General features: G+C 60.8%; 25 protein-coding genes. 17 read left to right on the forward strand and 8 right to left on the reverse strand.

Annotation, left to right across the window (positions count from 1 at the left end):
• Positions 1 to 2 precede the first annotated feature (2 nt).
• A complete protein-coding gene (locus LOY31_RS24175) occupies positions 3 to 281 on the reverse strand; it encodes a hypothetical protein (RefSeq protein ID WP_007951673.1) in 279 nt (92 codons plus the stop codon).
• A gap of 194 nt (positions 282 to 475) precedes the next feature.
• Between LOY31_RS24175 and LOY31_RS24180 the strand changes: the two genes are divergently transcribed.
• The gene (locus LOY31_RS24180) at positions 476 to 682 is read left to right on the forward strand and encodes a hypothetical protein (protein WP_085606961.1); all 207 of its coding nucleotides are present in this window, start codon (positions 476 to 478) and stop codon (positions 680 to 682) included.
• Positions 683 to 738: 56 nt separating this feature from the next.
• Here LOY31_RS24180 and LOY31_RS24185 read toward each other — a convergent pair whose 3' ends face one another.
• Entirely contained in the window at positions 739 to 1,323 is a 585-nt protein-coding gene (locus tag LOY31_RS24185; protein WP_007951676.1) for a YajG family lipoprotein, read from the reverse strand.
• Positions 1,324 to 1,512: 189 nt separating this feature from the next.
• On the opposite strand from LOY31_RS24185, the gene LOY31_RS24190 reads away from it, so the two are divergent.
• Both LOY31_RS24190 and mqo read left to right on the forward strand, forming a co-directional pair.
• Positions 1,513 to 1,746 carry a hypothetical protein gene (locus LOY31_RS24190; RefSeq protein ID WP_007951677.1) on the forward strand — a complete coding sequence of 78 codons (234 nt, stop codon included), beginning with the start codon at positions 1,513 to 1,515 and terminating at the stop codon, positions 1,744 to 1,746.
• Between the two features lie 701 nt (positions 1,747 to 2,447).
• Complete coding sequence (gene mqo / locus LOY31_RS24195; protein WP_221534767.1) at positions 2,448 to 3,956, forward strand: malate dehydrogenase (quinone); 1,509 nt, start codon at positions 2,448 to 2,450, stop codon at positions 3,954 to 3,956.
• Between the two features lie 75 nt (positions 3,957 to 4,031).
• Here mqo and LOY31_RS24200 read toward each other — a convergent pair whose 3' ends face one another.
• The 3 genes from LOY31_RS24200 to LOY31_RS24210 form a co-directional block, all read right to left on the reverse strand.
• Positions 4,032 to 4,319 (reverse strand): PA4642 family protein, encoded by a 288-nt coding sequence (locus LOY31_RS24200; protein WP_007951679.1) that lies wholly within the window; start codon positions 4,317 to 4,319, stop codon positions 4,032 to 4,034.
• Positions 4,320 to 4,382: 63 nt separating this feature from the next.
• Entirely contained in the window at positions 4,383 to 4,862 is a 480-nt protein-coding gene (locus LOY31_RS24205; protein ID WP_007951680.1) for a hypothetical protein, read from the reverse strand.
• 87 nt (positions 4,863 to 4,949) lie between these two features.
• Positions 4,950 to 5,507 carry a hypoxanthine-guanine phosphoribosyltransferase gene (locus tag LOY31_RS24210; protein ID WP_007951681.1) on the reverse strand — a complete coding sequence of 186 codons (558 nt, stop codon included), beginning with the start codon at positions 5,505 to 5,507 and terminating at the stop codon, positions 4,950 to 4,952.
• Between the two features lie 165 nt (positions 5,508 to 5,672).
• Between LOY31_RS24210 and upp the strand changes: the two genes are divergently transcribed.
• Together upp and LOY31_RS24220 are read left to right on the forward strand one after the other, a co-directional pair.
• Entirely contained in the window at positions 5,673 to 6,311 is a 639-nt protein-coding gene (gene upp, locus LOY31_RS24215) for a uracil phosphoribosyltransferase (RefSeq protein WP_007951682.1), read from the forward strand.
• Positions 6,312 to 6,313: 2 nt separating this feature from the next.
• A complete protein-coding gene (locus tag LOY31_RS24220; protein WP_007951684.1) occupies positions 6,314 to 7,588 on the forward strand; it encodes a uracil-xanthine permease family protein in 1,275 nt (424 codons plus the stop codon).
• A gap of 88 nt (positions 7,589 to 7,676) precedes the next feature.
• Here the strand turns inward: LOY31_RS24220 and hemH are convergent, their stop codons facing one another.
• Positions 7,677 to 8,702, reverse strand: coding sequence for a ferrochelatase (gene hemH, locus LOY31_RS24225; RefSeq protein WP_127799869.1), 1,026 nt, complete (start codon positions 8,700 to 8,702; stop codon positions 7,677 to 7,679).
• Between the two features lie 13 nt (positions 8,703 to 8,715).
• Positions 8,716 to 9,618, reverse strand: a complete 903-nt coding sequence (locus LOY31_RS24230) for a TIGR01777 family oxidoreductase (protein ID WP_258712297.1) — start codon at positions 9,616 to 9,618, stop codon at positions 8,716 to 8,718.
• 197 nt (positions 9,619 to 9,815) lie between these two features.
• Here LOY31_RS24230 and LOY31_RS24235 point away from each other — a divergent pair, with 197 nt between their 5' ends.
• The 12 genes from LOY31_RS24235 (at position 9,816) to LOY31_RS24290 (ending at position 19,845) form a co-directional block, all read left to right on the forward strand.
• A complete protein-coding gene (locus LOY31_RS24235) occupies positions 9,816 to 10,802 on the forward strand; it encodes an NAD(P)/FAD-dependent oxidoreductase (protein ID WP_007951687.1) in 987 nt (328 codons plus the stop codon).
• Complete coding sequence (locus LOY31_RS24240) at positions 10,799 to 11,014, forward strand: TIGR02450 family Trp-rich protein (protein ID WP_127799873.1); 216 nt, start codon at positions 10,799 to 10,801, stop codon at positions 11,012 to 11,014. Before LOY31_RS24235 ends, LOY31_RS24240 begins: the two co-directional genes overlap by 4 nt.
• A gap of 111 nt (positions 11,015 to 11,125) precedes the next feature.
• Positions 11,126 to 12,088 carry a DUF523 and DUF1722 domain-containing protein gene (locus LOY31_RS24245; protein ID WP_258712298.1) on the forward strand — a complete coding sequence of 321 codons (963 nt, stop codon included), beginning with the start codon at positions 11,126 to 11,128 and terminating at the stop codon, positions 12,086 to 12,088.
• A complete protein-coding gene (locus LOY31_RS24250) occupies positions 12,088 to 13,029 on the forward strand; it encodes a MerR family transcriptional regulator (RefSeq protein ID WP_258712299.1) in 942 nt (313 codons plus the stop codon). The genes LOY31_RS24245 and LOY31_RS24250 overlap by 1 nt, the downstream gene beginning before the upstream one ends.
• Positions 13,030 to 13,049: 20 nt before the next feature.
• Positions 13,050 to 14,495 carry a deoxyribodipyrimidine photo-lyase gene (phrB, locus tag LOY31_RS24255; RefSeq protein ID WP_258712301.1) on the forward strand — a complete coding sequence of 482 codons (1,446 nt, stop codon included), beginning with the start codon at positions 13,050 to 13,052 and terminating at the stop codon, positions 14,493 to 14,495.
• Positions 14,488 to 14,910 carry a nuclear transport factor 2 family protein gene (locus tag LOY31_RS24260; RefSeq protein WP_258712302.1) on the forward strand — a complete coding sequence of 141 codons (423 nt, stop codon included), beginning with the start codon at positions 14,488 to 14,490 and terminating at the stop codon, positions 14,908 to 14,910. Before phrB ends, LOY31_RS24260 begins: the two co-directional genes overlap by 8 nt.
• Positions 14,907 to 15,689 carry an SDR family oxidoreductase gene (locus tag LOY31_RS24265; RefSeq protein WP_085606979.1) on the forward strand — a complete coding sequence of 261 codons (783 nt, stop codon included), beginning with the start codon at positions 14,907 to 14,909 and terminating at the stop codon, positions 15,687 to 15,689. The genes LOY31_RS24260 and LOY31_RS24265 overlap by 4 nt, the downstream gene beginning before the upstream one ends.
• Complete coding sequence (locus LOY31_RS24270) at positions 15,686 to 16,933, forward strand: NAD(P)/FAD-dependent oxidoreductase (RefSeq protein WP_258712303.1); 1,248 nt, start codon at positions 15,686 to 15,688, stop codon at positions 16,931 to 16,933. Before LOY31_RS24265 ends, LOY31_RS24270 begins: the two co-directional genes overlap by 4 nt.
• Complete coding sequence (locus tag LOY31_RS24275) at positions 16,930 to 17,745, forward strand: DUF1365 domain-containing protein (RefSeq protein ID WP_221534779.1); 816 nt, start codon at positions 16,930 to 16,932, stop codon at positions 17,743 to 17,745. The genes LOY31_RS24270 and LOY31_RS24275 overlap by 4 nt, the downstream gene beginning before the upstream one ends.
• Positions 17,732 to 19,003: a cyclopropane-fatty-acyl-phospholipid synthase family protein gene (locus tag LOY31_RS24280; RefSeq protein WP_258712304.1), complete on the forward strand. Its 1,272-nt coding sequence runs from the start codon at positions 17,732 to 17,734 to the stop codon at positions 19,001 to 19,003. Before LOY31_RS24275 ends, LOY31_RS24280 begins: the two co-directional genes overlap by 14 nt.
• Positions 18,996 to 19,487, forward strand: a complete 492-nt coding sequence (locus tag LOY31_RS24285; RefSeq protein WP_258712305.1) for a DUF2878 domain-containing protein — start codon at positions 18,996 to 18,998, stop codon at positions 19,485 to 19,487. Before LOY31_RS24280 ends, LOY31_RS24285 begins: the two co-directional genes overlap by 8 nt.
• 52 nt (positions 19,488 to 19,539) lie before the next feature.
• Positions 19,540 to 19,845 (forward strand): YkgJ family cysteine cluster protein, encoded by a 306-nt coding sequence (locus LOY31_RS24290; protein ID WP_007951707.1) that lies wholly within the window; start codon positions 19,540 to 19,542, stop codon positions 19,843 to 19,845.
• Positions 19,846 to 19,899: 54 nt separating this feature from the next.
• Here the strand turns inward: LOY31_RS24290 and LOY31_RS24295 are convergent, their stop codons facing one another.
• The gene (locus tag LOY31_RS24295; protein WP_039766327.1) at positions 19,900 to 20,418 is read right to left on the reverse strand and encodes an acyloxyacyl hydrolase; all 519 of its coding nucleotides are present in this window, start codon (positions 20,416 to 20,418) and stop codon (positions 19,900 to 19,902) included.
• Positions 20,419 to 20,476 lie beyond the last annotated feature (58 nt).

The following is a 20,476-nucleotide window of genomic DNA, read 5'->3' on the forward strand; positions in this document are numbered from 1 at the left end:
GTTCAGAAGCGGGTACTGATCCAGGACACCAGCAGCGCCAGGCCCAGGCAGGCAAAACCGAAGCGGTAGAAGAAGCGGTTCATGCGCAGGGTCGCCCAATCGAGCACCGGCTCCTGATTCGGCTGACTCTGACGCTGGGCCGCGATACTGGCCATCGCCCGTTGTTCACGGCGACGGGTCGCGTGCAGCAGCCAACTGCCGGGGAAGGCCAACAGCAGGGCCAGCAGGTTGATCAATTTGGCGGGATGGGCGGTAAACAGCGTCATCAAGTGCAGCGACATCACAGACCTCAATCTAAACCGGGCATGGCGAACGCCAGACCGACGACCGCGGCGCGGATTCTACCGAAACCCTCCCCCACTGCCCTAGCCTTTGCGACAAATAACCCATCAATCGACCGATGGCTGTCCTGTGTCACGGCATCGTCATTTGTTTCAGTCACCCTGCGCGCCTCGAAACCGACACGGAACGCGACATGCTTCACGCTGAAAACCAGGATCGCCTGTACCTCATCTCCCCGTCCGACGAACAGCAGAACCTCGTCGGCAGCCTGGCCTTCAATGTTCAGGACCGTCACTGGCTGGTGTATTGCGCCCTCGGCGGGCACCAGCATGCGGACTTGCCCGAGACCGATCTGCTGACCGGTGTCAGCGTCCTCGACTTCTATTCCCAGGCCGCCTGAACGAAAAAAGCCCGGAGCCATCACTGGCCCCGGGCTTTTTCACATCAACCGAATACTTACTCGGCGAGGACCTGACCCACGGTCGGATCCTTGAACAGACGGGTCAGCGCATCGCTCAGCACGTCGCTGACCAGTTTGGTGTTGGTTTCCTGGTTCGGCGCCATGCCGAAACGCTGGTCCAGCGAGGCACCGTAACGACCGCTGTAGCGACGGTTAGCGTTCTGCACGTCGGAGCGGAAGGTCGCGCCGATGGTGGCCTCGGTCACGTACATGCCTTCTTTGGGCGACTGGTATTTCAGTTCGGCCAACGTCACGGTCAACTGCGGTGCATTGGGGGCGTTGTTGGTCGGGGTGAACCCGAGCAGACGCACGGCCGCTTCGGCCTGGGCCTGCAACTTCGGCAGGATCTGCTCGCGCTGCACGGTGATGGCGCTGGTTTCCGGGTACAGGCCGCCACGGGTGCCGAGGGTTGGCGACGGACGACCGTCAACCACGCGGACCACGACAGGCTGGCCATGGCCGACCGGTGCCAGCTGAGTGGTCAGCTTCGGTTCCGGGCTCAGTTGTTGCGGGCTGTGGGCGCAGCCAACCAGGGTCAAACTGGTCACAGTGATCAAACCGAACAACAGGCGTTGCAACATGCTCTTCTCTCCAGAATCAGGCACAGACAGGCCGGCAGTATAGCGGTGGGCCACTGTGGGTCACCAGCACTGAAATCTCAGACAAAACCCGCCGCCAGCGGTTCCTGTCACACATTCTTCACCCCCCATACACGTTCAGTTCACGTTCCTTTGACAATCTCGCCACAGATCCCAAAAAGGAACACCGCCATGCGCTATCTGATCTCGTTGTTCGCCCCACGCCCGCTGCACCGCAGCTTCGCCCTGCTCGACCGCAACGGCCATTGCCAGGCCTTCAAGCAATGCAGCCTGCAACCGATGGGTGACGGCTGGGTCGAAATCGAGGAAATCCGCCTCAACTGGTTGCACCAGCCTCTGCCAGTCAGCGCCCGGGTCGAACAGCAGCGCCCACGCGCACGTGCTCAGGCAATGTTGAGCATCTGACCGGATGCCTAATAAAAGTCATTAAACTCGACCAACTCCCCGCATTTCTTCGATACAATCTCCCCCCGATTATAAGGACGTCTCCTGATCGGGCCCCGCAACAGCGTCAATGCGCTTGCATTGGCATCCAAATCGCCCACAGAGAGCCGCCCACACAGATCGAGTGAAGCTGGCGTGCTTGCTGTTTCCCTGGCAAATCCCGCTTTTCGCGAATCTGCAGAGCTGTCATGACGCTCGGCCACTGAGTTGTTTGCCCCTTCGGGCACGGTGCCAGCCCCGGACAGCCCTTTTTGAGGTTCACGTCTTCAAAAGAGCGTGAAAAAAACGGGTTTTCACAACTTCACAAGAGTGTGGCGAGCAAATGAATAGTTTTGCGTCTGAACATGCACCATTAGCGTCTGAAACAGCCCAACGACACAGGAACGGGAACGCCTCGAATACCGGAGCCTGAAGCCTGTCCGCTACGGATTTGGTTGCACAAACGGATGTCTCGACCATAAGTCGAATTGCCAGCCCCGTGCCGAAATGAGTTCATGGGACTCTTGAAAGCCAGGCCGCACGCATCCGTCGAAGTTGCGAAAAATTGCGAAGATTCGGACATGGCACACCTGACCAAGGATACCCGGGGCTCAACTGACCTGCCCTGGACGCCTGGCAGCCATGCCGACAATTTGGTGCTGCAGATTTTGGAGACGCGTTAAATGGCGCATAACGAAGCAGTCGACGTAGTTCTGGTTGGGGCCGGCATCATGAGTGCCACCCTCGCAGTACTGCTCAAAGAGCTCGACCCGGCGATCAAGCTGGAAGTCGTCGAGCTGATGGATTCCGGTGCCGCGGAGAGTTCCAACCCATGGAACAACGCCGGTACCGGCCACGCCGGCCTGTGCGAGCTGAACTACACGCCGCAGGCTGCCGACGGCACCGTCGACATCAAGAAAGCCGTGCACATCAACACCCAGTTCGAGGTGTCGAAGCAGTTCTGGTCGTACCTGACCAAGAAGGGCACGTTCGGCTCGTGCAAATCCTTCATCAGCCCGGTGCCGCACCTGAGCTACGTCGAAGGCGAAAAAGGCGTTTCATTCCTCAAGGAACGCTTCAACGTGCTGCACAAGCACCACGCCTTCGCCGACATGGAATACACCGAAGACAAGGCGAAGATGGCCGAGTGGATGCCATTGATGATGCCGGGTCGTCCGAAAGACCAGGTGCTCGCCGCCACCCGCGTGATCAACGGCACCGACGTCAACTTCGGCGCCCTGACCAATCAGTTGCTCAAGCACCTGACCAGCGCACCCGATGCCCAGGTCAAGTACTGCAAGCGCGTGACCGGCCTCAAGCGTAATGGCAACGGCTGGACCGTCAGCATCAAGGACGTCAACAGCGGCAGCAGCCGTGAAGTCGACGCCAAATTCGTGTTCCTCGGCGCCGGTGGCGCGGCCCTGCCGCTGCTGCAAGCCTCGGGCATCGAAGAGAGCAAAGGCTTTGGCGGCTTCCCGATCAGTGGCCAGTGGCTGCGTTGCGACAACCCGGAAGTGGTCAAGCATCACCAGGCCAAGGTTTACAGCCAGGCCGCCGTGGGTTCACCTCCGATGTCCGTGCCGCACCTGGACACCCGCGTGGTCGATGGCAAGAAATCCCTGCTGTTCGGGCCATACGCCGGTTTCACCACCAAGTTCCTCAAGCACGGCTCCTTCATGGACCTGCCGATGTCGGTTCGCGCCGGCAACATCGGCCCGATGCTGGCCGTGGCGAAAAACAACATGGACCTGACCAAGTACCTGGTCAGCGAAGTGATGCAGTCGATGGAACAGCGTCTGGAATCCCTGCGCCGTTTCTACCCCGAGGCGAAAGCCGAAGACTGGCGCCTGGAAGTGGCCGGCCAACGGGTACAGATCATCAAGAAAGACCCGAAAAAAGGCGGCATCCTGCAGTTCGGTACCGAACTGGTCGCTGCGAAGGACGGCTCCCTCGCCGCCCTGCTCGGCGCTTCGCCAGGCGCTTCGGTGACCGTTTCGATCATGCTGGAACTGATCGAGAAGTGCTTCCCGACCAAGGCCAAGGGTGAGTGGGCTGCCAAACTGGCGGAAATCTTCCCGGCCCGTGAAAAGGTCCTGGAAACCGACGCTGCGCTGTATCGCAAGATCAACACGCAGAACAACGTCGCGCTGGAACTGGTTGAAGCCAGCAACGAGACCGAAAGCTACGCCTGATTCGGCTCCATGAAAAACGCCCCGCACTCGGTGAGTGCGGGGCGTTTTTTTATGCCTGTGGAAAACTTCGGGCGATCAGCCGCGTGCTTTCTCGATCAACTCGATGTATTCCGGGGCGTTGCGCTGATCGCGGATCTGGTCGACGAAGGTCTTGCCGTGCTCGTCCTTGCCGTCCACGTCATAACCGGCTGCAACGAAGAACGTCAGGAAACGCTCGAAATCGTCGATGCGCAGGCCACGGTAGGCCTTGACCAGTTTGTGCAGCGACGGCGAGGTGGCGTCGACCGGCTCAAAATCGAGGAACAGCTTGATCTGCTCATCGCCGATCTCGTCACCAATCACTTGCTTCTTATCTTTACGCATTGCCGACTCCAGCTCGCAGACATTTCACGGGGCGGGCAGTTTACCCCTGCGCAGGCACAAGGCTCAACGCGAGCGCGTGCTGCCGGTGTGCAAATCGGCCCAGATGTGGCCGTTGGCGTAGGTCAGGAACTGGCAATACACGGTGTCGTTGCGCAACAGATCGATCACCACCCGGTACTGGGCCAGCGGGTAGAACAGCGTCAGGGTCTTGCTCTTGTCGTCATACACCGGTTTTTTCAGGCTTTTGCTTTCGCCATCGAAGTTGACCAGCACCTGATTGATCGTCGCGCCCTTGTTCAGGGACTTGCCCTTGAGGCGGATCATCAATGGCGAGGTGACCGGGATCGGCTGCTGATTGGACTGGCGCTGGGCCCCCACCACCACTGAATAATCGGTGACCTGCAACAGTTGCTGCTGCTCGGGTTCGGCATCGCGCAGGGTCAGATCGTCGGGCGGCAGGAATTGACTGTGCATCGGGGCGGCGGCCAGGGGCAGGCTGAGGGTCAGCAACAGGGCGGCGCAGCTGCGGATCAAGAGGCTCATGACAGGCTCCGGGGGGCGGGGCCGAGCACTTTAGCAGTCTTTAAAAGCAAAAGATCGCAGCCTGGGGCTGCGATCTTTCAGGGGTTCTTACATGCCTTTGACGGCGAAGATCCCGTTGGCGTTGCGCCAGTAGCCTTTGTAGTCCATGCCGTAACCGAAGATGTAACGGTCAATGCACGGCAGACCGACGAAGTCGGCTTTCAGGTCAGGACGGGCCTTGCGGTCGTGATCCTTGTCGATCAGCACGGCGGTGTGCACTTTACGTGCGCCGGCGTGACGGCAGAAGTCGATGATCGCGCCCAGGGTGTGACCTTCGTCGAGGATGTCGTCGATGATCAGCACGTCGCGGTCGATGAACGAGACTTCCGGCTTGGCTTTCCAGAACAGGTCGCCGCCGCTGGTTTCGTTGCGATAGCGGGTGGCGTGCAGGTAGGACGCTTCCAGCGGGAACTGCAGATGAGTCAGCAGTTTGCCGGAGAAGATCAGGCCGCCGTTCATCACGCAGAACACCACCGGGTTGCTGTCGGCCAGTTGTTCGTTGATTTGTGCACCGACGCGGGCAATGGCAGCCTCGACTTCAGCTTCGGTGTACAGGCAGTCAGCCTCTCGCATGATTTGACGGATATGCTCGAGATCAGCGGACATGGCGCTCTCCAAGGGGGGTCTGTTTCGGAAAAGCGGGCAAAGGTACGCATCCCGCACGGCCGAATCAAGCATTTGTGGACTAACGTACTGTATGTCCTATAGGACATCACCCTCGGATAGATTAATCTAGGCCGGTTTTTTTGCCCGCCGCCGGAGCCTTTCCCCATGTCCATCCAAGAGATCCGCCATCCGCTGATCCGTCACAAACTTGGCCTTATGCGCCGTGCAGACATCAGCACCAAGAATTTCCGCGAGCTCGCTCAGGAAGTCGGTGCCCTGTTGACCTATGAAGCTACCAAAGACCTGCCGCTGGAAACCTACGATATCGAAGGTTGGTGCGGCACTGTGTCGGTCGAGAAAATCGCCGGCAAGAAAATTACCGTCGTGCCGATCCTGCGCGCCGGCATCGGCATGCTCGAAGGCGTGCTGAGCCTGATCCCGGGCGCCAAGGTCAGCGCCGTCGGCGTTGCCCGTAACGAAGAAACCCTGCAGGCCCACACCTATCTGGAAAAACTGGTTCCGGAAATCGACGAACGCCTGGCGATGATCATCGACCCGATGCTCGCCACTGGCAGCTCCATGGTTGCGACCATCGACCTGCTGAAGAAGGCCGGTTGCAAGGACATCCGCGCGATGGTGCTGGTTGCCGCGCCGGAAGGCATTGCCGCTGTCGAGAAAGCTCACCCGGACGTGATCATCTACACCGCGTCCATCGATCAGAAACTCAATGAGCACGGTTACATCATTCCTGGGCTTGGCGATGCCGGTGACAAGATCTTCGGCACCAAGCAGAAGGACGCGTAAGCATGCAGCAAGAGTTCAACGATCCGCTCTGGCGCACGGTGCTGTCCGGCGCACAGATGCTGTTCGTGGCTTTCGGCGCCCTGGTGCTGATGCCACTGATCACGGGCCTGGACCCGAACGTGGCACTGTTTACCGCAGGTCTTGGGACGATTCTGTTCCAGATCGTCACCGGGCGTCAGGTGCCGGTGTTCCTGGCATCGAGCTTCGCCTTCATCACCCCGATCATTCTCGCCAAGGGACAGTTCGGCCTTGCCGCGACCATGGGCGGCGTGATGGCGGCCGGTTTCGTCTACACCTTCCTCGGCCTGGCCGTGAAGATCAAAGGCACCGGCTTCATTGACCGTCTGCTGCCGCCAGTCGTCATTGGCCCGGTGATCATCTCCATCGGCCTGGCCATGGCGCCGATTGCCGCGAACATGGCGATGGGCAAGGCCGGTGACGGTTCCGAGCTGATCCATTACCAGACCGCGATGATGATCTCGATGCCGGCGCTGTTGACCACGTTGATCGTGGCGGTGTTCGGCAAAGGCATTTTCCGTCTGGTGCCGATCATTTCCGGCGTGCTGGTGGGTTTCGCCATGTCCTTCTATTTCGGTGTCGTCGACACCGCGAAGATTGCGGCAGCCCCATGGTTTGCACTTCCTCATTTCACCGCGCCGGAGTTCAACTGGCAGGCGATTTTGTTCATCGTCCCGGTGGCGCTGGCCCCGGCGATCGAACACATCGGCGGCGTGATTGCGGTCGGCAGCGTGACCGGTCGCGACTACCTGAAGAAGCCTGGCCTGCATCGCACCCTGCTCGGTGACGGCATCGCCACCACCGCAGCCGGCCTGTTCGGCGGCCCGCCCAACACCACCTACGCCGAAGTGACTGGCGCGGTGATGCTGACCAAGAACTACAACCCGAAAATCATGACCTGGGCGGCGATTTTCGCCATCACCCTGGCGTTCATCGGCAAGTTCGGCGCCCTGCTGCAAAGCATTCCGGTGCCGGTGATGGGCGGTATTCTGTGCCTGCTGTTCGGTTCGATCGCGGCGGTGGGGATGAACACCCTGATCCGTCACAAGATCGACCTGGGCGAAGCGCGCAATCTGGTGATCGTGTCGGTGACCCTGGTGTTTGGTATCGGTGGCGTGCTGGTCGGCACCGGCACCGGTCCCGACGACTTCGGCCTCAAAGGCATCGCGCTGTGCGCGGTGGTGGCGATTGCGCTGAACCTGATCCTGCCGGGCAATGACAGCTGGAAACACAAGAAGGCGGATGAGCCGCTGATCTAAGCCTTGGCTTCAAGATCGTTCCCACGCGGATCACCCCACACTGATCGCTCCCACGCTCTGCGTGGGAACGATCAATCATCGACGATCATCAAAGGGCCAGTGGCGCCCGTTCACACAGCGTTGCCAACGCCTTCGCCCATTGCGGGTCATCATTCAGGCACGGCACCAGCACCAGCTCCTCTCCCCCCGCTTCGCAGAACTGTTCCTTGCCGCGATCGCCGATCTCTTCCAGGGTCTCGATGCAATCGGCAACAAACGCCGGGCACATCACCAGAATCTTCTTCACGCCGCTTTTGGCCAGTTCATCCAGCCGCGCTTCGGTGTAGGGTTCGATCCACTTCGCCCGGCCCAGTCGCGACTGAAACGACACAGACCATTTACCGTCTGGCAAACCCATGCGTTCTGCGAACAGCGCCGCTGTGCGCAGGCATTGGGCGCGATAACAGGTCGCCAATACGGCCGCCGAGGCGTTCTTGCAGCAATCTTCATTTTTGAAGCAATGATTGCCGGTCGGGTCGAGCTTGGTCAGATGCCGTTCCGGCAAACCGTGGAAGCTCAGCAACAGGTGATCGTAATCCTGCTGCAAGTGCGGCTTGGCGCTCGCCACCAGCGCGTCGAGGTATTCCGGCTGATCGTAGAACGGCTGCAACACCGACAGCTGCACATCGAGCTTTTTCTCACGCAGCACCCGCTTGGCTTCTTCAATCACCGTGGTGGTGGTGCTGTCGGCGAACTGTGGATAAAGCGGTGCGAGGGTGATGCGTTTATGCCCCGCCGCAACCAGTTTCAGCAGGCTTGTCTCGATGGACGGCTCGCCGTAACGCATGGCCAGCTCAACCGGGCCGTGAGTCCACTGCGCCTTCATCTGCTGTTGCAGGCGACGACTGAGCACCACCAGTGGCGAACCTTCTTCCCACCAGATCGAGGCGTAGGCATGGGCCGACTGCTCCGGGCGCTTGATCAGGATCAGCGACACCAGCAGGCGCCGCACCGGCCACGGCAGGTCGATCACGTACGGGTCCATCAGGAATTGATTGAGGTAGCTGCGCACGTCGGCCACCGAAGTGGAGGCCGGCGAACCCAGGTTGACCAGAAGCAAGGCGTGATCGGTCATGCAACGTCCTATTTCAGAGGCGGCCGGAAAGATCGTCCAGGGCCGCGCGTAAATCCGAGAACCGGAAAGTGAATCCCGCTTCCAGCAAGCGTTTCGGCGTGGCCCGTTGGCCACCCAGCAACAGCAATGACATCTCGCCGAGCCCGACCTTCAACGCGAGGGCCGGCATCGGCATGAACGCCGGACGGTGCAGCACGCTGCCCAGCGTCTTGGCGAATTCGCGATTGCGCACAGGTTTCGGCGCGCACGCATTATAAGGACCGCTCGCCTGATTGCGGTGCAGAAGAAAATCAATCAGGGCGATTTGGTCATCGATATGAATCCACGGCATCCACTGCCGACCATTGCCCAAAGGCCCACCCAGCCCGAGCTTGAACGGCAGCAGCAGGCGCGACAAAAAGCCGCCCTCGGCCGACAGCACCAGCCCGGTGCGCACCAGCACCACACGAATATCCATCGCTTCGGCGCGTTGCGCGGTTTCCTCCCAGGCGATGCATAACTGGCTGGCGAAATCGTCGATCACCGGCGGCGAATCTTCGGTCAACTCACGCTCGCCGCCGTCACCGTACCAACCCACCGCCGAGCCCGAGATCAGCAGCGACGGTTTCTGCCCGCGATGTTCCAGCCACGCCAGCAACGATTCGGTCAGCGTGATCCGGCTGCTCCACAACAGCGCCTTGCGCCGATGGGTCCACGGCCGGTCGGCAATCGGCGCGCCGGCAAGGTTGACGATCACGTCGACCGGCTCGTCGCCAAGGTCCTCCAGACGCGCGATTCCACGCACCTGGGCGCCACAGATTTTCGCGACTTTTTCCGGACGACGACTCCAGACCGTCAGGCGATGCCCCTGCCCGGACCAGTGCCGGCAAAGCTGACGTCCGATCAATCCAGTACCGCCGGTCAGCAATATGTGCATGACTTCTACCTCGCGTGGCGTTTTACCCCGATCACTAGTCTATTTTTATAAACAGGGATCTTTTCTATCGGGCAGGCTCTATTGTTTAACCATAGGCCAAGCTGTCAGAACGAGAACGCTGGAAGTTATACCAAAAAACAAAATTGTACAGGTTTCATCCACGGCGTAGTCTGTACAGAAAGGTAAACGAGGCCCCTATGACTGTACCTATCGCAATCATTGGCACCGGCATCGCCGGACTCTCCGCCGCCCAGGCCCTGACGGATGCCGGGCATACCGTTCAGTTGTTCGATAAAAGCCGCGGCAGCGGCGGGCGCATGTCGAGCAAGCGCAGCGACGCCGGCTCGCTGGACATGGGCGCGCAATATTTCACCGCCCGTGACCGACGCTTCGTGACCGAAGTCCAGCGCTGGCAAAGCAAAGGCTGGGTCGCCGAATGGGCACCGCAGCTCTACACCTTTCATGGCGGGCAACTGAACCTGTCGCCGGACGAACAGACCCGCTGGGTCGGCACGCCGCGCATGAGCGCCATCACCAGGGGCCTGCTCGACGGGTTGGAAGTGCACTTCGCCTGCCGGATCACCGAGGTCTATCGCGGCGAAGAACACTGGCACCTGCAAGACGCTGAAGGCTTCACTCACGGGCCGTTCAGCCACGTCGTAATCGCCACGCCGGCGCCTCAGGCCACCGCCCTGCTGGCCGCCGCGCCGAAACTCGCCGGTGCCGCCGCCGGGGTGAAAATGGACCCGACCTGGGCCGTCGCCCTCGCCTTCGACACGCCGCTGGATACGCCAATCGAAGGCTGTTTCGTCCAGGACAGTGCCCTCGACTGGCTGGCCCGCAACCGCAGCAAACCGGGACGCGACACCACGTGCGACACCTGGGTCCTGCACGCCACCAGCGCCTGGAGCCGGCAGCACATCGACTTGCCCAAGGAAGCGGTGATCGAACAATTGCACGGCGCCTTCGCCGAATTGCTGCACAGCGCCATGCCGGCCCCGACTTTCAGCCTCGCCCACCGCTGGCTCTATGCCCGGCCGGCCAGCAGTCATGAATGGGGCACCCTGGCCGATGCCGATCTGGGCCTGTATGCCTGTGGCGACTGGTGCCTGTCGGGTCGGGTCGAAGGGGCGTGGCTCAGTGGTCAGGAGGCTGCAAGACGCTTGCACGAACACCTGCAGTGAACCGCATCAATCCGCGCAAATTGCTGCTGTCGAAATGGACAGCAGCCCACCCGCAAAACCGTGAAAAGCATTTTCTGGTGACCGAACTGTTCCGCGACGAAGAAGGTACGGTGCTGACGATCGAATTGCAGGCGGTGCTGACCCGGCGTACCGAGCAATGCGACTGGCAGGTCCTGCAGGATGACTCACGCTGGAAAATGGGCTGGCGCTGAAAACCTCAAAAAACTTATACAAACAATTTGACTTGTACACCCATGAATCTATGCTGAAGTCATGTTGTACAGATCAGTTTGTCTGTACAGGTTTAGATTCGAGGTTGCTGCATGTCCGACTCATCGACGTCCCTACCGAAAATCGCCATCAGCGCCTGCCTGATGGGCGCCGAGGTCCGCTACAACGGCGGACACAAGGAATCGCGGCTGTGCAGCCGCACCCTGGCCGAGTATTTTGAATTCGTTCCCGTCTGTCCTGAAGTAGCGATCGGTCTGGGAATTCCCCGCGAGCCGATTCGACTTGTGGGCGACCCGGCCAAGCCTGAAGCGGTCGGCACCGTCAATCCGTCGATTAACGTCACCCAGCCACTGGCCGCTTACGGCGAGAAAATGGCGGGGGAACTCAGTGACATCTGCGGCTACATCTTCATGCAGCAATCGCCCTCCTGCGGTCTGGAGCGCGTCAAGGTCTACCACGCCAACGGTGCACCGGTGAATGGTGGCGGGCGTGGCATTTACGCCGAGGCGTTCTGTGCGCAGCATCCGAATCTGCCGGTGGAGGAAGCCGGGCGCCTGAACGATCCGGTGCTGCGGGAAAACTTCATCACCCGCGTGCTCGCCTACCGCGAATGGCAGCAGGTGCTCGAGCAGGGCTTGAGCCGCCGTGCACTGACCGAATTTCACTCGCGCTACAAATACCTGCTGATGGCCCACAACCCGGTGCAATACAAGGCACTGGGCAGTCTGCTGGGCAACATGGGCCAGACAGCGCCGGACGAGCTCGGCCCGCGCTATTTCAGTGAACTGATGGCGGCGCTGAAAAAATGCGCCACCCGCCGCACCCACAGCAATGTCCTGCAGCACATCAGTGGCTACCTGAAACAGGTCATCACCCCCGAAGACAAACAGGAAGTGCAACACATCATTGGCCAGTACCGGCACGGCATCGTGCCGCTGGTAGTGCCGCTGACGCTGCTCAAGCATCACTTTCGCCTCCACCCGGATCCCTACATTGCGCAGCAGGTGTACCTGCAACCGCATCCGGAAAACCTCAGCCTGCGAAACGCCATTTGATGAACGACTCACCCGACACCAGCGCCCGTGAAGACCTCGGCGCCGACTTCAAGAAAGCCCTCGACGAAGGCTGGCTGCCGATTCGCGAAGTTGCGCGCCAGACCGGCGTGAATGCCGTCACCCTGCGCGCCTGGGAAAGACGCTACGGGCTGATCGTTCCGCAGCGCACGCCCAAGGGCCATCGTCTTTACAGCGCCGAACATGTGCAGCGCATCCAGAACATCCTCACCTGGCTCAATCGGGGCGTTGCGGTCAGCCAGGTCAAACCGCTGCTCGACACGGCGCAGGCGCTCAACGAACCGGTGGAAGACGAATGGCATCCGCTGCGCCAGGCCGCCCTGCTGGCGGTCACTCACCTGAACGAGCGCAGCCTCGACGACAGCATCAACCAGGCGATGGCGCTGTATCCGCCACGCACACTCTGCGAGCAATTGCTGCTGCCACTGCTGAGCGATCTCGAACAACGCTGGCAGGGCCAGTTCGGCGCGCAGATGGAGCGCGTGTTCTTTTTTGCCTGGTTGCGCAGCAAATTCGGCGCACGGATCTACCATAACAATCGTCAGTTGCGCACCGCGCCGCTGCTGCTGATCAATCAGTCGGATTTGCCACTGGAGCCGCACCTGTGGCTCTGCGCCTGGCTGATCAGCAGCGCCGACTGCCCGGTGCAGGTGTTCGACTGGCCGCTGCCGGCCGGAGAGCTGGCGCTGGCAACCGATACCCTGCAAGCCCGTGGCGTACTGCTGTATTCCAGCAAAGCCCTGAACCTTGCGCAGCTACCGAAACTGTTGAATGGCGTCAGCTGCCCAAAACTGATTGCCGGACCCACGGTGTGCATTCACCACGCCGAGTTGTCCGCAAAGACTTCCGATTTCGCTGATCTGCTCCTGGCCGAAGACCCTCTTTCGGCGCATCGGGTGCTCATTGAGCGTGGATTGATTTAATGATTCAGACAGAGACCGACATGCAATTGATCTGGCTGCGCAGCGACCTGCGCCAACACGACAACACCGCCCTCGCGGCCGCCGCCGAGCGTGGCACGACCGTGGCTGTGTACCTGTTGAGCCCGCTGCAATGGCAGGAACATGACGACGCGCCGTGCAAGATCGATTTCTGGCTGCGCAATTTGCGCGAGTTGAGCAAAAGCCTGGGTGCCCTGAACATCCCGCTCCTGATCCGCACCGCGCCTCACTGGGATCAGGCGCCCGCCGTGCTGCTCGAACTGTGCCGACAACTGAAGATCGAGGCCGTGCACGTCAACGAGGAATACGGCATCAACGAATGCCGTCGCGACGAGGCCGTTGCCGAGGCGTTGCAAGCCGAAGGCATCACCTTCCACAGCTACCTCGACCAATTGCTGTTCAAACCCGGCAGCGTACTGACCAAAACCGGCACTTACTTTCAGGTGTTCAGCCAGTTCCGCAAGGTCTGCTACGAACGCCTGCACCGTTCGATGCCGTCGCTGAAACAGGCACCGGGCAAACAATCGGCGCTGAACATCGCCAGCGATCCCGTTCCAGAAGCCATCGAAGGGTTCCCGACACCCGGCGAATCCCTGCGCGCCCTGTGGCCCGCCGGTGAAGCCGAGGCCCGGCGCCGTCTCGACACGTTCGCCGATGCGCAGATCGACTACTACAAGAGCGAACGCGACTTCCCGGCCAAACCCGGCACCAGCCAGCTCTCGGCCTATCTGGCCGCCGGCGTGATCTCGCCGCGCCAATGCCTGCACGCCGCCCTGCAAAGCAATCAGGGTGAATTCGAAAGCGGCAAGGTCGGCGCTGTCACCTGGATCAACGAACTGCTGTGGCGCGAGTTCTACAAACACATCCTCGTCGGGTATCCGCGGGTTTCACGCCATCGCGCATTCCGCCCGGAAACCGAAGCCCTGGCCTGGCGCGATGCGCCTGCGGATCTGGCCGCCTGGCAGGAAGCCCGCACCGGCTTGCCGATCATCGACGCGGCCATGCGCCAATTGCTGGAAACCGGCTGGATGCACAACCGCCTGCGGATGGTGGTGGCGATGTTTCTGACCAAGAACCTGCTGATCGACTGGCGCGAAGGCGAGCGTTTCTTCATGCGCCACCTGATCGACGGCGACCTGGCCGCCAACAACGGCGGCTGGCAGTGGAGTTCCTCGACCGGCACCGATTCGGCGCCGTACTTCCGTATCTTCAACCCGCTCAGCCAGTCGGAAAAATTCGACAGCGAAGGCCTGTTCATCAAGCACTGGTTGCCGGAACTGGCCGGCCTGAACAAGAAAGAAGTCCACAACCCGGCCAATGCCGGCGGGCTGTTCGGCGTGGCGGACTATCCGGCGCCGATCGTCAATCTGAGCGCATCACGGGAACGGGCGCTGACAGCATTCAAGAACCTGCCGTCACGCGCGTCTCAAGGAGTGAGCGATGAGTGAATTTCTGCGCGGTTTCGCCCAGCGGTTCGCACAGTTGAACAAGGACAACTTGCGCACCCTGGATGAGCTGTACAGCGAGGACATTCATTTCACCGACCCGCTACACGAAGTGCAGGGGCTGACGAACCTGCGCGCTTACTTCAGTGAGTTGTACGCCAACGTCAACGAACTGCGCTTCGATTTCCACGGCTTCGACCAGATCAGCGACGGCGAAGGCTATCTGCGTTGGGTCATGAGCTACCGCCACCCGCGTCTGAGCGGTGGGCAACTGATCCGCGTCGCGGGCTGCTCGCACCTGCTCTGGAGCGACAAGGTTTACCGCCACCGGGATTACTTCGATGCCGGAGCGCTGCTTTATGAACATTTACCCGTATTGGGCCGAGTGATTGCCTGGCTGAAAAGGAGATTGGGATGAGTCGTACAGCTCCACGGCGTTATTGGCTGACCGGTGCCAGTAGTGGCATCGGTGCAGCATTGGCAGAAGAAATCCTCAAGACCGGTGCACATCTGGCGGTCAGTTCCCGCCAGGTCGCGCCGCTCAAAGTGCTGTCGCAACGTTATCCGGGACAGGTACTGGTGGTGCCCGGCGATCTGACCAACAGTCAGACCGTGCGTGAGATCGGCGAACAGATCGCTGCGGACTGGGGATCGCTCGATACGGTAATCCTCAACGCGGGCACCTGCGAATACGTCGACGCCCGTCAATTCGACGCGTCGATCATCGAACACGTAGTACGCACCAACCTGCTCGCCAGCAGCTATTGCATCGAAGCCGCCCTGCCCTTGTTGCGCAAAGGCACGGCACCGCATCTGGTGGGCATGGCCAGCTCGGTGACCTATGTGCCGTTGCCTCGCGCCGAAGCTTATGGTGCGTCGAAGGCCGGGCTGCGTTATCTGTTCGAATCCCTGCGCATCGACCTGGCGGACGAAGGCATTGAAGTCACGGTGATCAGCCCCGGTTTCGTCGACACGCCGCTGACCGCCAAAAATGATTTTCCGATGCCGCTCAGCTGGCCTGTGGATAAAGCCGCGCGGCATATCTTCGCCAAGCTGAAAGACCGGCCGCTGGAGATCGCCTTTCCGGCGCTGTTCATGGCGGTCCTGTGGCCCTTGTCGAAAATGCCCGCGCGCGTACAACTGGCGATTGGCAAACGCATGGTGCGCAGCAATCCGCCGCTCAGGGATGCAACATGAAAATCGCCATCGTAGGCAGCGGCATCGCCGGTTTGACCTGCGCGTATCTGCTCGCTCGCCGACATGACATCACCGTGTTCGAAGCCGACGCCCGGGTCGGCGGTCATACGCACACGGTACCGGTCACCGTGGAAGGGCGCGACTACGCAGTGGACACCGGTTTCATCGTGTTCAACGACTGGACGTATCCGAACTTCATTCGTTTGCTCGGCCAATTGGGCGTGGCCTTCAAACCCACCGAGATGAGTTTTTCGGTCAACGATCCGGACACCGGTCTGGAATACAACGGCAATAATCTGAACAGCCTGTTCGCCCAGCGCAGCAACCTGTTGTCCCCCGGATTCTGGGGCATGTTGCGCGACATCCTGCGGTTCAACAAAGAAGCCCGGCGCGACCTTGCCGAACAGCGAATCCCCGCCGACACCACCCTCGACGATTACCTCCAGGCCGGCGGCTACGGCGAGCGTTTCATCCTGCATTACATCGTGCCGATGGGCGCGGCGATCTGGTCGATGCCGATGGCCGAGATGCTCAATTTTCCATTGCAGTTCTTCGTGCGCTTTTTCGAGAACCACGGGTTGCTGTCGATCAGCAATCGCCCGCAGTGGCAGGTCATCAAGGGTGGCTCCAGCGCCTACATCGCGCCGCTGACGACGTCGTTCAAGGAGCGCATCCGCCTGAACTGCCCGGTGGGGCGGATCGATCGCGACGCACACGGCGTGGTTATCCACAGCCCGGCCGGCATCGAACGTTTCGATAAAGTGGTGCTGGCCTGCCATAGCGATCAGGCGTTGCGACTGCTGGGAAATCCTGACGATAAAGAACGGGAAATCCTCGGCGCTCTGCCCTACGCCGACAACGAAGTGGTGCTGCACACCGACACCCGCCTGCTGCCCACACGCAAACGGGCCTGGGCCAGCTGGAATTATCGCCTCGGCGGCGCCGGTCATACCCAGGCCGCCGTGACCTACGACATGAACATCCTGCAAGGGATCCAGAGCGATACCACGTTCTGCGTCAGCCTCAACCAGAGCGCCGGCATCAGCCCGTCCAAAGTGCTCGCGCGCTTCACCTACGCTCACCCGCAATTCAGCCTCGCGGCGGTGGCGGCGCAACAGCGCTGGGCCGAAATCGACGGCGAGCAGCACACGCATTATTGCGGCGCCTATTGGGCCAACGGTTTCCATGAGGACGGGGTGGTCAGCGCTTTGCGCGTGGCCGCGTCCTTCGGAGAAAGCCTGTGAACAGCGCACTCTACAGTGGCTGGATCGCCCATCGGCGATTCGCCCCGCGCCGTCATGAGTTCCGTTACCGGATCGGCATGCTGTACCTCGATCTGGCTGAACAGGAGGCGGTGCTGGGCCTGTCCCGACTGGCAGGCGCCGGCCGCTTTGCGCCGTTTTCATTTCGCGAAACCGACTACCTGAAAACCTTCACCGGCAGCGGCGTGCGCCTGAGCGATGCGGTGCGCCAGTTGGTTGGCGAAGCTCTGGGCCATGCGCCGCAAGGCTCGATCTGCCTGCTGACCCAGCCGCGCAGTTGGGGCCTGTCGTTCAACCCGGTGAGTTTTTTCTATTGCCACGAGGCCGACGGCCAACTGGCGGCGATTCTCTGCGAAGTCAGCAATACCCCGTGGCGCGAGCGTTTTCACTACGTGTTGCCGGCCAGAGCGCCCAGCAATCTGCAGGACTTTCACCAGCACTTTGCCGTGGCCAAGGCGTTTCATGTCTCGCCATTCCTGCCGCCGGACCTGGAATACCGCATGAGCTTCAGCCCTGCCGCGCAGGTCCTGGGTGTGCACATGGCCGACTGGCAAGGCGAGCAAAAACTGTTCGACGCCACCCTCGACCTGCGACGTGAACCCCTTGATCGACACCACTTGCACCGGCACCTGTGGCGCTTTCCCTGGATGACCGCCAAGACCGCGCTGGCGATCTATTGGCAGGCGTTGCGCCTGTTGCTCAAGCGCACCCCGATATTTGCCCACCAGCGCGCCGACGACCGTTTTCGAACCGCCACCGTACCGACCGAGGAACGCCACCATGAAATCCACTAGCGTCTCGGCCAAAGCCAGCCTGCTTAGCCCCCACGGCCTGAGCGGCTCGCTGCTGCGCCGGGGAGTACTGCGCCAGCTGGAGCAGCTCAAACAGGGTCAACTGATCGTCATCGAGGACGGCGAACGCCACGTCTTCGGCACACCGGGCAGCGCGTTGGTGGGGGAAATTCAGGTCATGGATCCGGCTGCCTGGGGGCTGGTCGCCGGCAATGGTTCGATCGGTGCCGGTGAGGCTTTCATTCATGGTTACTGGCGCTCGCCGGATCTGACGGCGGTGGTGCGGGTTTTCGTCAGCAACCTTGAAGTGCTCGACGGAATGGAAGGTGGCCTGGCCAGGCTCGGTCGCCCGCTGGTGCGCGGGCTGCACTGGCTCAACCGCAATACGCGCAAGGGCTCGCAGAAAAACATCGCCGCCCACTACGACCTCGGCAATGACCTGTTCGAACAGTTTCTCGACCCGACCATGATGTATTCCGCCGCGCAGTTTCTCAGCCCCGACGACAGCCTGGAGCAGGCGCAACTGAACAAGCTGGAGCGGATCTGCCAGAAACTCGCGCTCAAGCCCGGCGACCACCTGCTGGAAATCGGCACTGGCTGGGGCAGCATGGCGCTTTACGCGGCGCAGCACTACGGCTGCAAAGTCACCACCACCACGCTGTCGAAGGAGCAGTTCGCCTTCACCGCCGCGCGCATCGAACGCCTCGGCCTGCAGGATCAGGTGACGCTGTTGCTCAAGGATTACCGCGACCTCACCGGCCAGTACGACAAACTGGTGTCGATCGAGATGATCGAAGCGGTCGGCCACCGCTTCCTGCCGACCTACTTCAAACAGTGCGCGCACCTGCTCAAGAGCAACGGCCTGATGCTGCTGCAAGCGATCACCATCCGCGAACAACGCTACGAGCAGGCGCGCCGCGGAGTGGACTTCATCCAGCGTTACATTTTCCCCGGCGGCGCCCTGCCCTGCGTGCAGAAAATGCTCGAGATCGTCAGCCGCGACACCGACATGAACCTGTTGCACATGGAAGATTTCGGCCTGCACTACGCTCGCACCCTGCGTCTGTGGCACGAGAACTTTCGCCATGCTCACGGCCGTCTGACCGAGCTGGGCTATGACGATTACTTCCTCAGGCTGTGGGAGTTCTACCTGTGTTATTGCGAGGGTGGATTCCTCGAGCGCACCATCGGCACCGCACAACTGGTGCTGGCCAAACCGGCGGCGATGACCGCGCCTTTGCTGGGCCGTTTCGATGCTTGAGCGGTTGGCCAACGCGGTGCTGTTCCAGATCGGCTGGTTGGCCTGCGTACTCGGCGGTAACAGTTTGTGGTTGTTGCTGGCGCTGGCGGTGCTGGTGATTCATCTGCGCTGGATCAGCAGTTGGGCGCAGGAAGGCCGGTTGATCCTCAGTGTGGTGATCATCGGCACGGCGGTGGACAGCCTGTTGCGCGGCCTCGGGGTTTTCGAGTTCAAGGATCTGTCGCCGCTGATTCCGCTGTGGCTGATGTTGTTGTGGGCGTTATTTGCCACGACATTGCGTCATTGCCTGCAATGGAGCGCGAGTCCGTGGTGGCTGGCCAGCCTGTTTGGTGCGGCAGGTGGCGCGCTGTCCTATGGCGCCGGCGGACGACTGGCCGGCGTGCAGTTTCCTCTCGGTGAGCTCCCTACCCTGATCGGCATCGCGCTGCTGTGGGCGTTGCTGTTTCCGCTGCTGCACCAATTGTCCCGGAGGCTGGCGCGCTAAACGTCTGTCAGGCCTTTCACACGCTCACCGGCCACTGCCGTACACTGGCGCCATGAAAACCATTCCCCATCGGCAAATCGCCGAACCCGAGGTCACCTGCTCGACCTGTGCGGCCTGCTGCTGCCAGCTCGAAGTGATGCTGATCACCGACACCGGCGTACCCGAGCGTTTTATCGATACCGACGATTGGGGTGGTGAGGTGATGCTGCGTCTGGACGACGGCTGGTGCGCGGCGCTGGATCGCGACACGATGATGTGCACGATCTACGAGAAGCGTCCGCTGATCTGCCGCGAGTTCGAAATGGGCGCACCGGAATGCATCGACGAACGCCAGGGGATTGCCACGGCGTATCGCTGAATAAAAAAAGGAGCGCCAAGCGCTCCTTTTTTACGGGGCTGACTTTCTGGGGGCTTATAGCGGCATCGTGTAATGCAACGCGTAGCTTTCGACCCCATCGTTGTCGCTGCTCAGACCGGCGTTGGAATAGTGCGTCGCACGGATTCCCACCTCATGCCCGCCATTGAAGCGCAGGCCGAAACCGATACGGTCTTCGAACTGGAAAGAACCGCCGAGCTTGTTGTCTTCGTACTCGGTGTTGGAGAACAGCGCCACGCCGATCCCCGCCTCGACATACGGTTTGACCGACTGACCGGCAAACTCGTAAACAAACACCGGCGAGAACGACAGGCTGTTGTTGCTCGACGTCTTGTCGCCTTCCCAATAAGTGTAAGCCCCGCTCCAGTAACCGGTCAGACGACCGACGTCGCTTTGCAGCCAGCTCTTGTCCCAATCGAAATTCATGCCCAGGCGATAAGTCATCGTCGAATCGCTGGTGGCACCCACTGCAAACTCGACGCCAGCAGCTTGTGCGGTAAAACTTTGCCCCATCAGTGCAGCCGCAATCGCGGCCAAGCAGAATAGTCGCTTCACGTTGAAACTTCCTTTTCCGGAACGATCGTTTGGTTTTTCTAGGTCACTCTGCGCTATA

Source organism: Pseudomonas sp. B21-021 (genome assembly GCF_024749205.1).
Taxonomy (GTDB): domain Bacteria; phylum Pseudomonadota; class Gammaproteobacteria; order Pseudomonadales; family Pseudomonadaceae; genus Aquipseudomonas; species Aquipseudomonas paraglycinae.

What these genes read in the sequence shown, in the direction of transcription:
- LOY31_RS24250 (WP_258712299.1), top strand. Translation starts at nt 12,088, where the DNA reads ATGAACGACTCACCCGACACCAGCGCCCGTGAAGACCTCGGCGCCGAC.
- hemH (WP_127799869.1), bottom strand. Translation starts at nt 8,702, where the DNA reads ATGACCGATCACGCCTTGCTTCTGGTCAACCTGGGTTCGCCGGCCTCC.
- LOY31_RS24185 (WP_007951676.1), bottom strand. Translation starts at nt 1,323, where the DNA reads ATGTTGCAACGCCTGTTGTTCGGTTTGATCACTGTGACCAGTTTGACC.
- LOY31_RS24205 (WP_007951680.1), bottom strand. Translation starts at nt 4,862, where the DNA reads ATGAGCCTCTTGATCCGCAGCTGCGCCGCCCTGTTGCTGACCCTCAGC.
- phrB (WP_258712301.1), top strand. Translation starts at nt 13,050, where the DNA reads ATGCAATTGATCTGGCTGCGCAGCGACCTGCGCCAACACGACAACACC.
- LOY31_RS24290 (WP_007951707.1), top strand. Translation starts at nt 19,540, where the DNA reads ATGAAAACCATTCCCCATCGGCAAATCGCCGAACCCGAGGTCACCTGC.
- LOY31_RS24175 (WP_007951673.1), bottom strand. Translation starts at nt 281, where the DNA reads ATGTCGCTGCACTTGATGACGCTGTTTACCGCCCATCCCGCCAAATTG.
- LOY31_RS24220 (WP_007951684.1), top strand. Translation starts at nt 6,314, where the DNA reads ATGCAGCAAGAGTTCAACGATCCGCTCTGGCGCACGGTGCTGTCCGGC.
- LOY31_RS24210 (WP_007951681.1), bottom strand. Translation starts at nt 5,507, where the DNA reads ATGTCCGCTGATCTCGAGCATATCCGTCAAATCATGCGAGAGGCTGAC.
- LOY31_RS24180 (WP_085606961.1), top strand. Translation starts at nt 476, where the DNA reads ATGCTTCACGCTGAAAACCAGGATCGCCTGTACCTCATCTCCCCGTCC.
- LOY31_RS24270 (WP_258712303.1), top strand. Translation starts at nt 15,686, where the DNA reads ATGAAAATCGCCATCGTAGGCAGCGGCATCGCCGGTTTGACCTGCGCG.
- LOY31_RS24230 (WP_258712297.1), bottom strand. Translation starts at nt 9,618, where the DNA reads ATGCACATATTGCTGACCGGCGGTACTGGATTGATCGGACGTCAGCTT.
- LOY31_RS24235 (WP_007951687.1), top strand. Translation starts at nt 9,816, where the DNA reads ATGACTGTACCTATCGCAATCATTGGCACCGGCATCGCCGGACTCTCC.
- LOY31_RS24260 (WP_258712302.1), top strand. Translation starts at nt 14,488, where the DNA reads ATGAGTGAATTTCTGCGCGGTTTCGCCCAGCGGTTCGCACAGTTGAAC.
- LOY31_RS24265 (WP_085606979.1), top strand. Translation starts at nt 14,907, where the DNA reads ATGAGTCGTACAGCTCCACGGCGTTATTGGCTGACCGGTGCCAGTAGT.
- LOY31_RS24190 (WP_007951677.1), top strand. Translation starts at nt 1,513, where the DNA reads ATGCGCTATCTGATCTCGTTGTTCGCCCCACGCCCGCTGCACCGCAGC.
- mqo (WP_221534767.1), top strand. Translation starts at nt 2,448, where the DNA reads ATGGCGCATAACGAAGCAGTCGACGTAGTTCTGGTTGGGGCCGGCATC.
- LOY31_RS24280 (WP_258712304.1), top strand. Translation starts at nt 17,732, where the DNA reads ATGAAATCCACTAGCGTCTCGGCCAAAGCCAGCCTGCTTAGCCCCCAC.
- LOY31_RS24200 (WP_007951679.1), bottom strand. Translation starts at nt 4,319, where the DNA reads ATGCGTAAAGATAAGAAGCAAGTGATTGGTGACGAGATCGGCGATGAG.
- LOY31_RS24285 (WP_258712305.1), top strand. Translation starts at nt 18,996, where the DNA reads ATGCTTGAGCGGTTGGCCAACGCGGTGCTGTTCCAGATCGGCTGGTTG.
- upp (WP_007951682.1), top strand. Translation starts at nt 5,673, where the DNA reads ATGTCCATCCAAGAGATCCGCCATCCGCTGATCCGTCACAAACTTGGC.
- LOY31_RS24245 (WP_258712298.1), top strand. Translation starts at nt 11,126, where the DNA reads ATGTCCGACTCATCGACGTCCCTACCGAAAATCGCCATCAGCGCCTGC.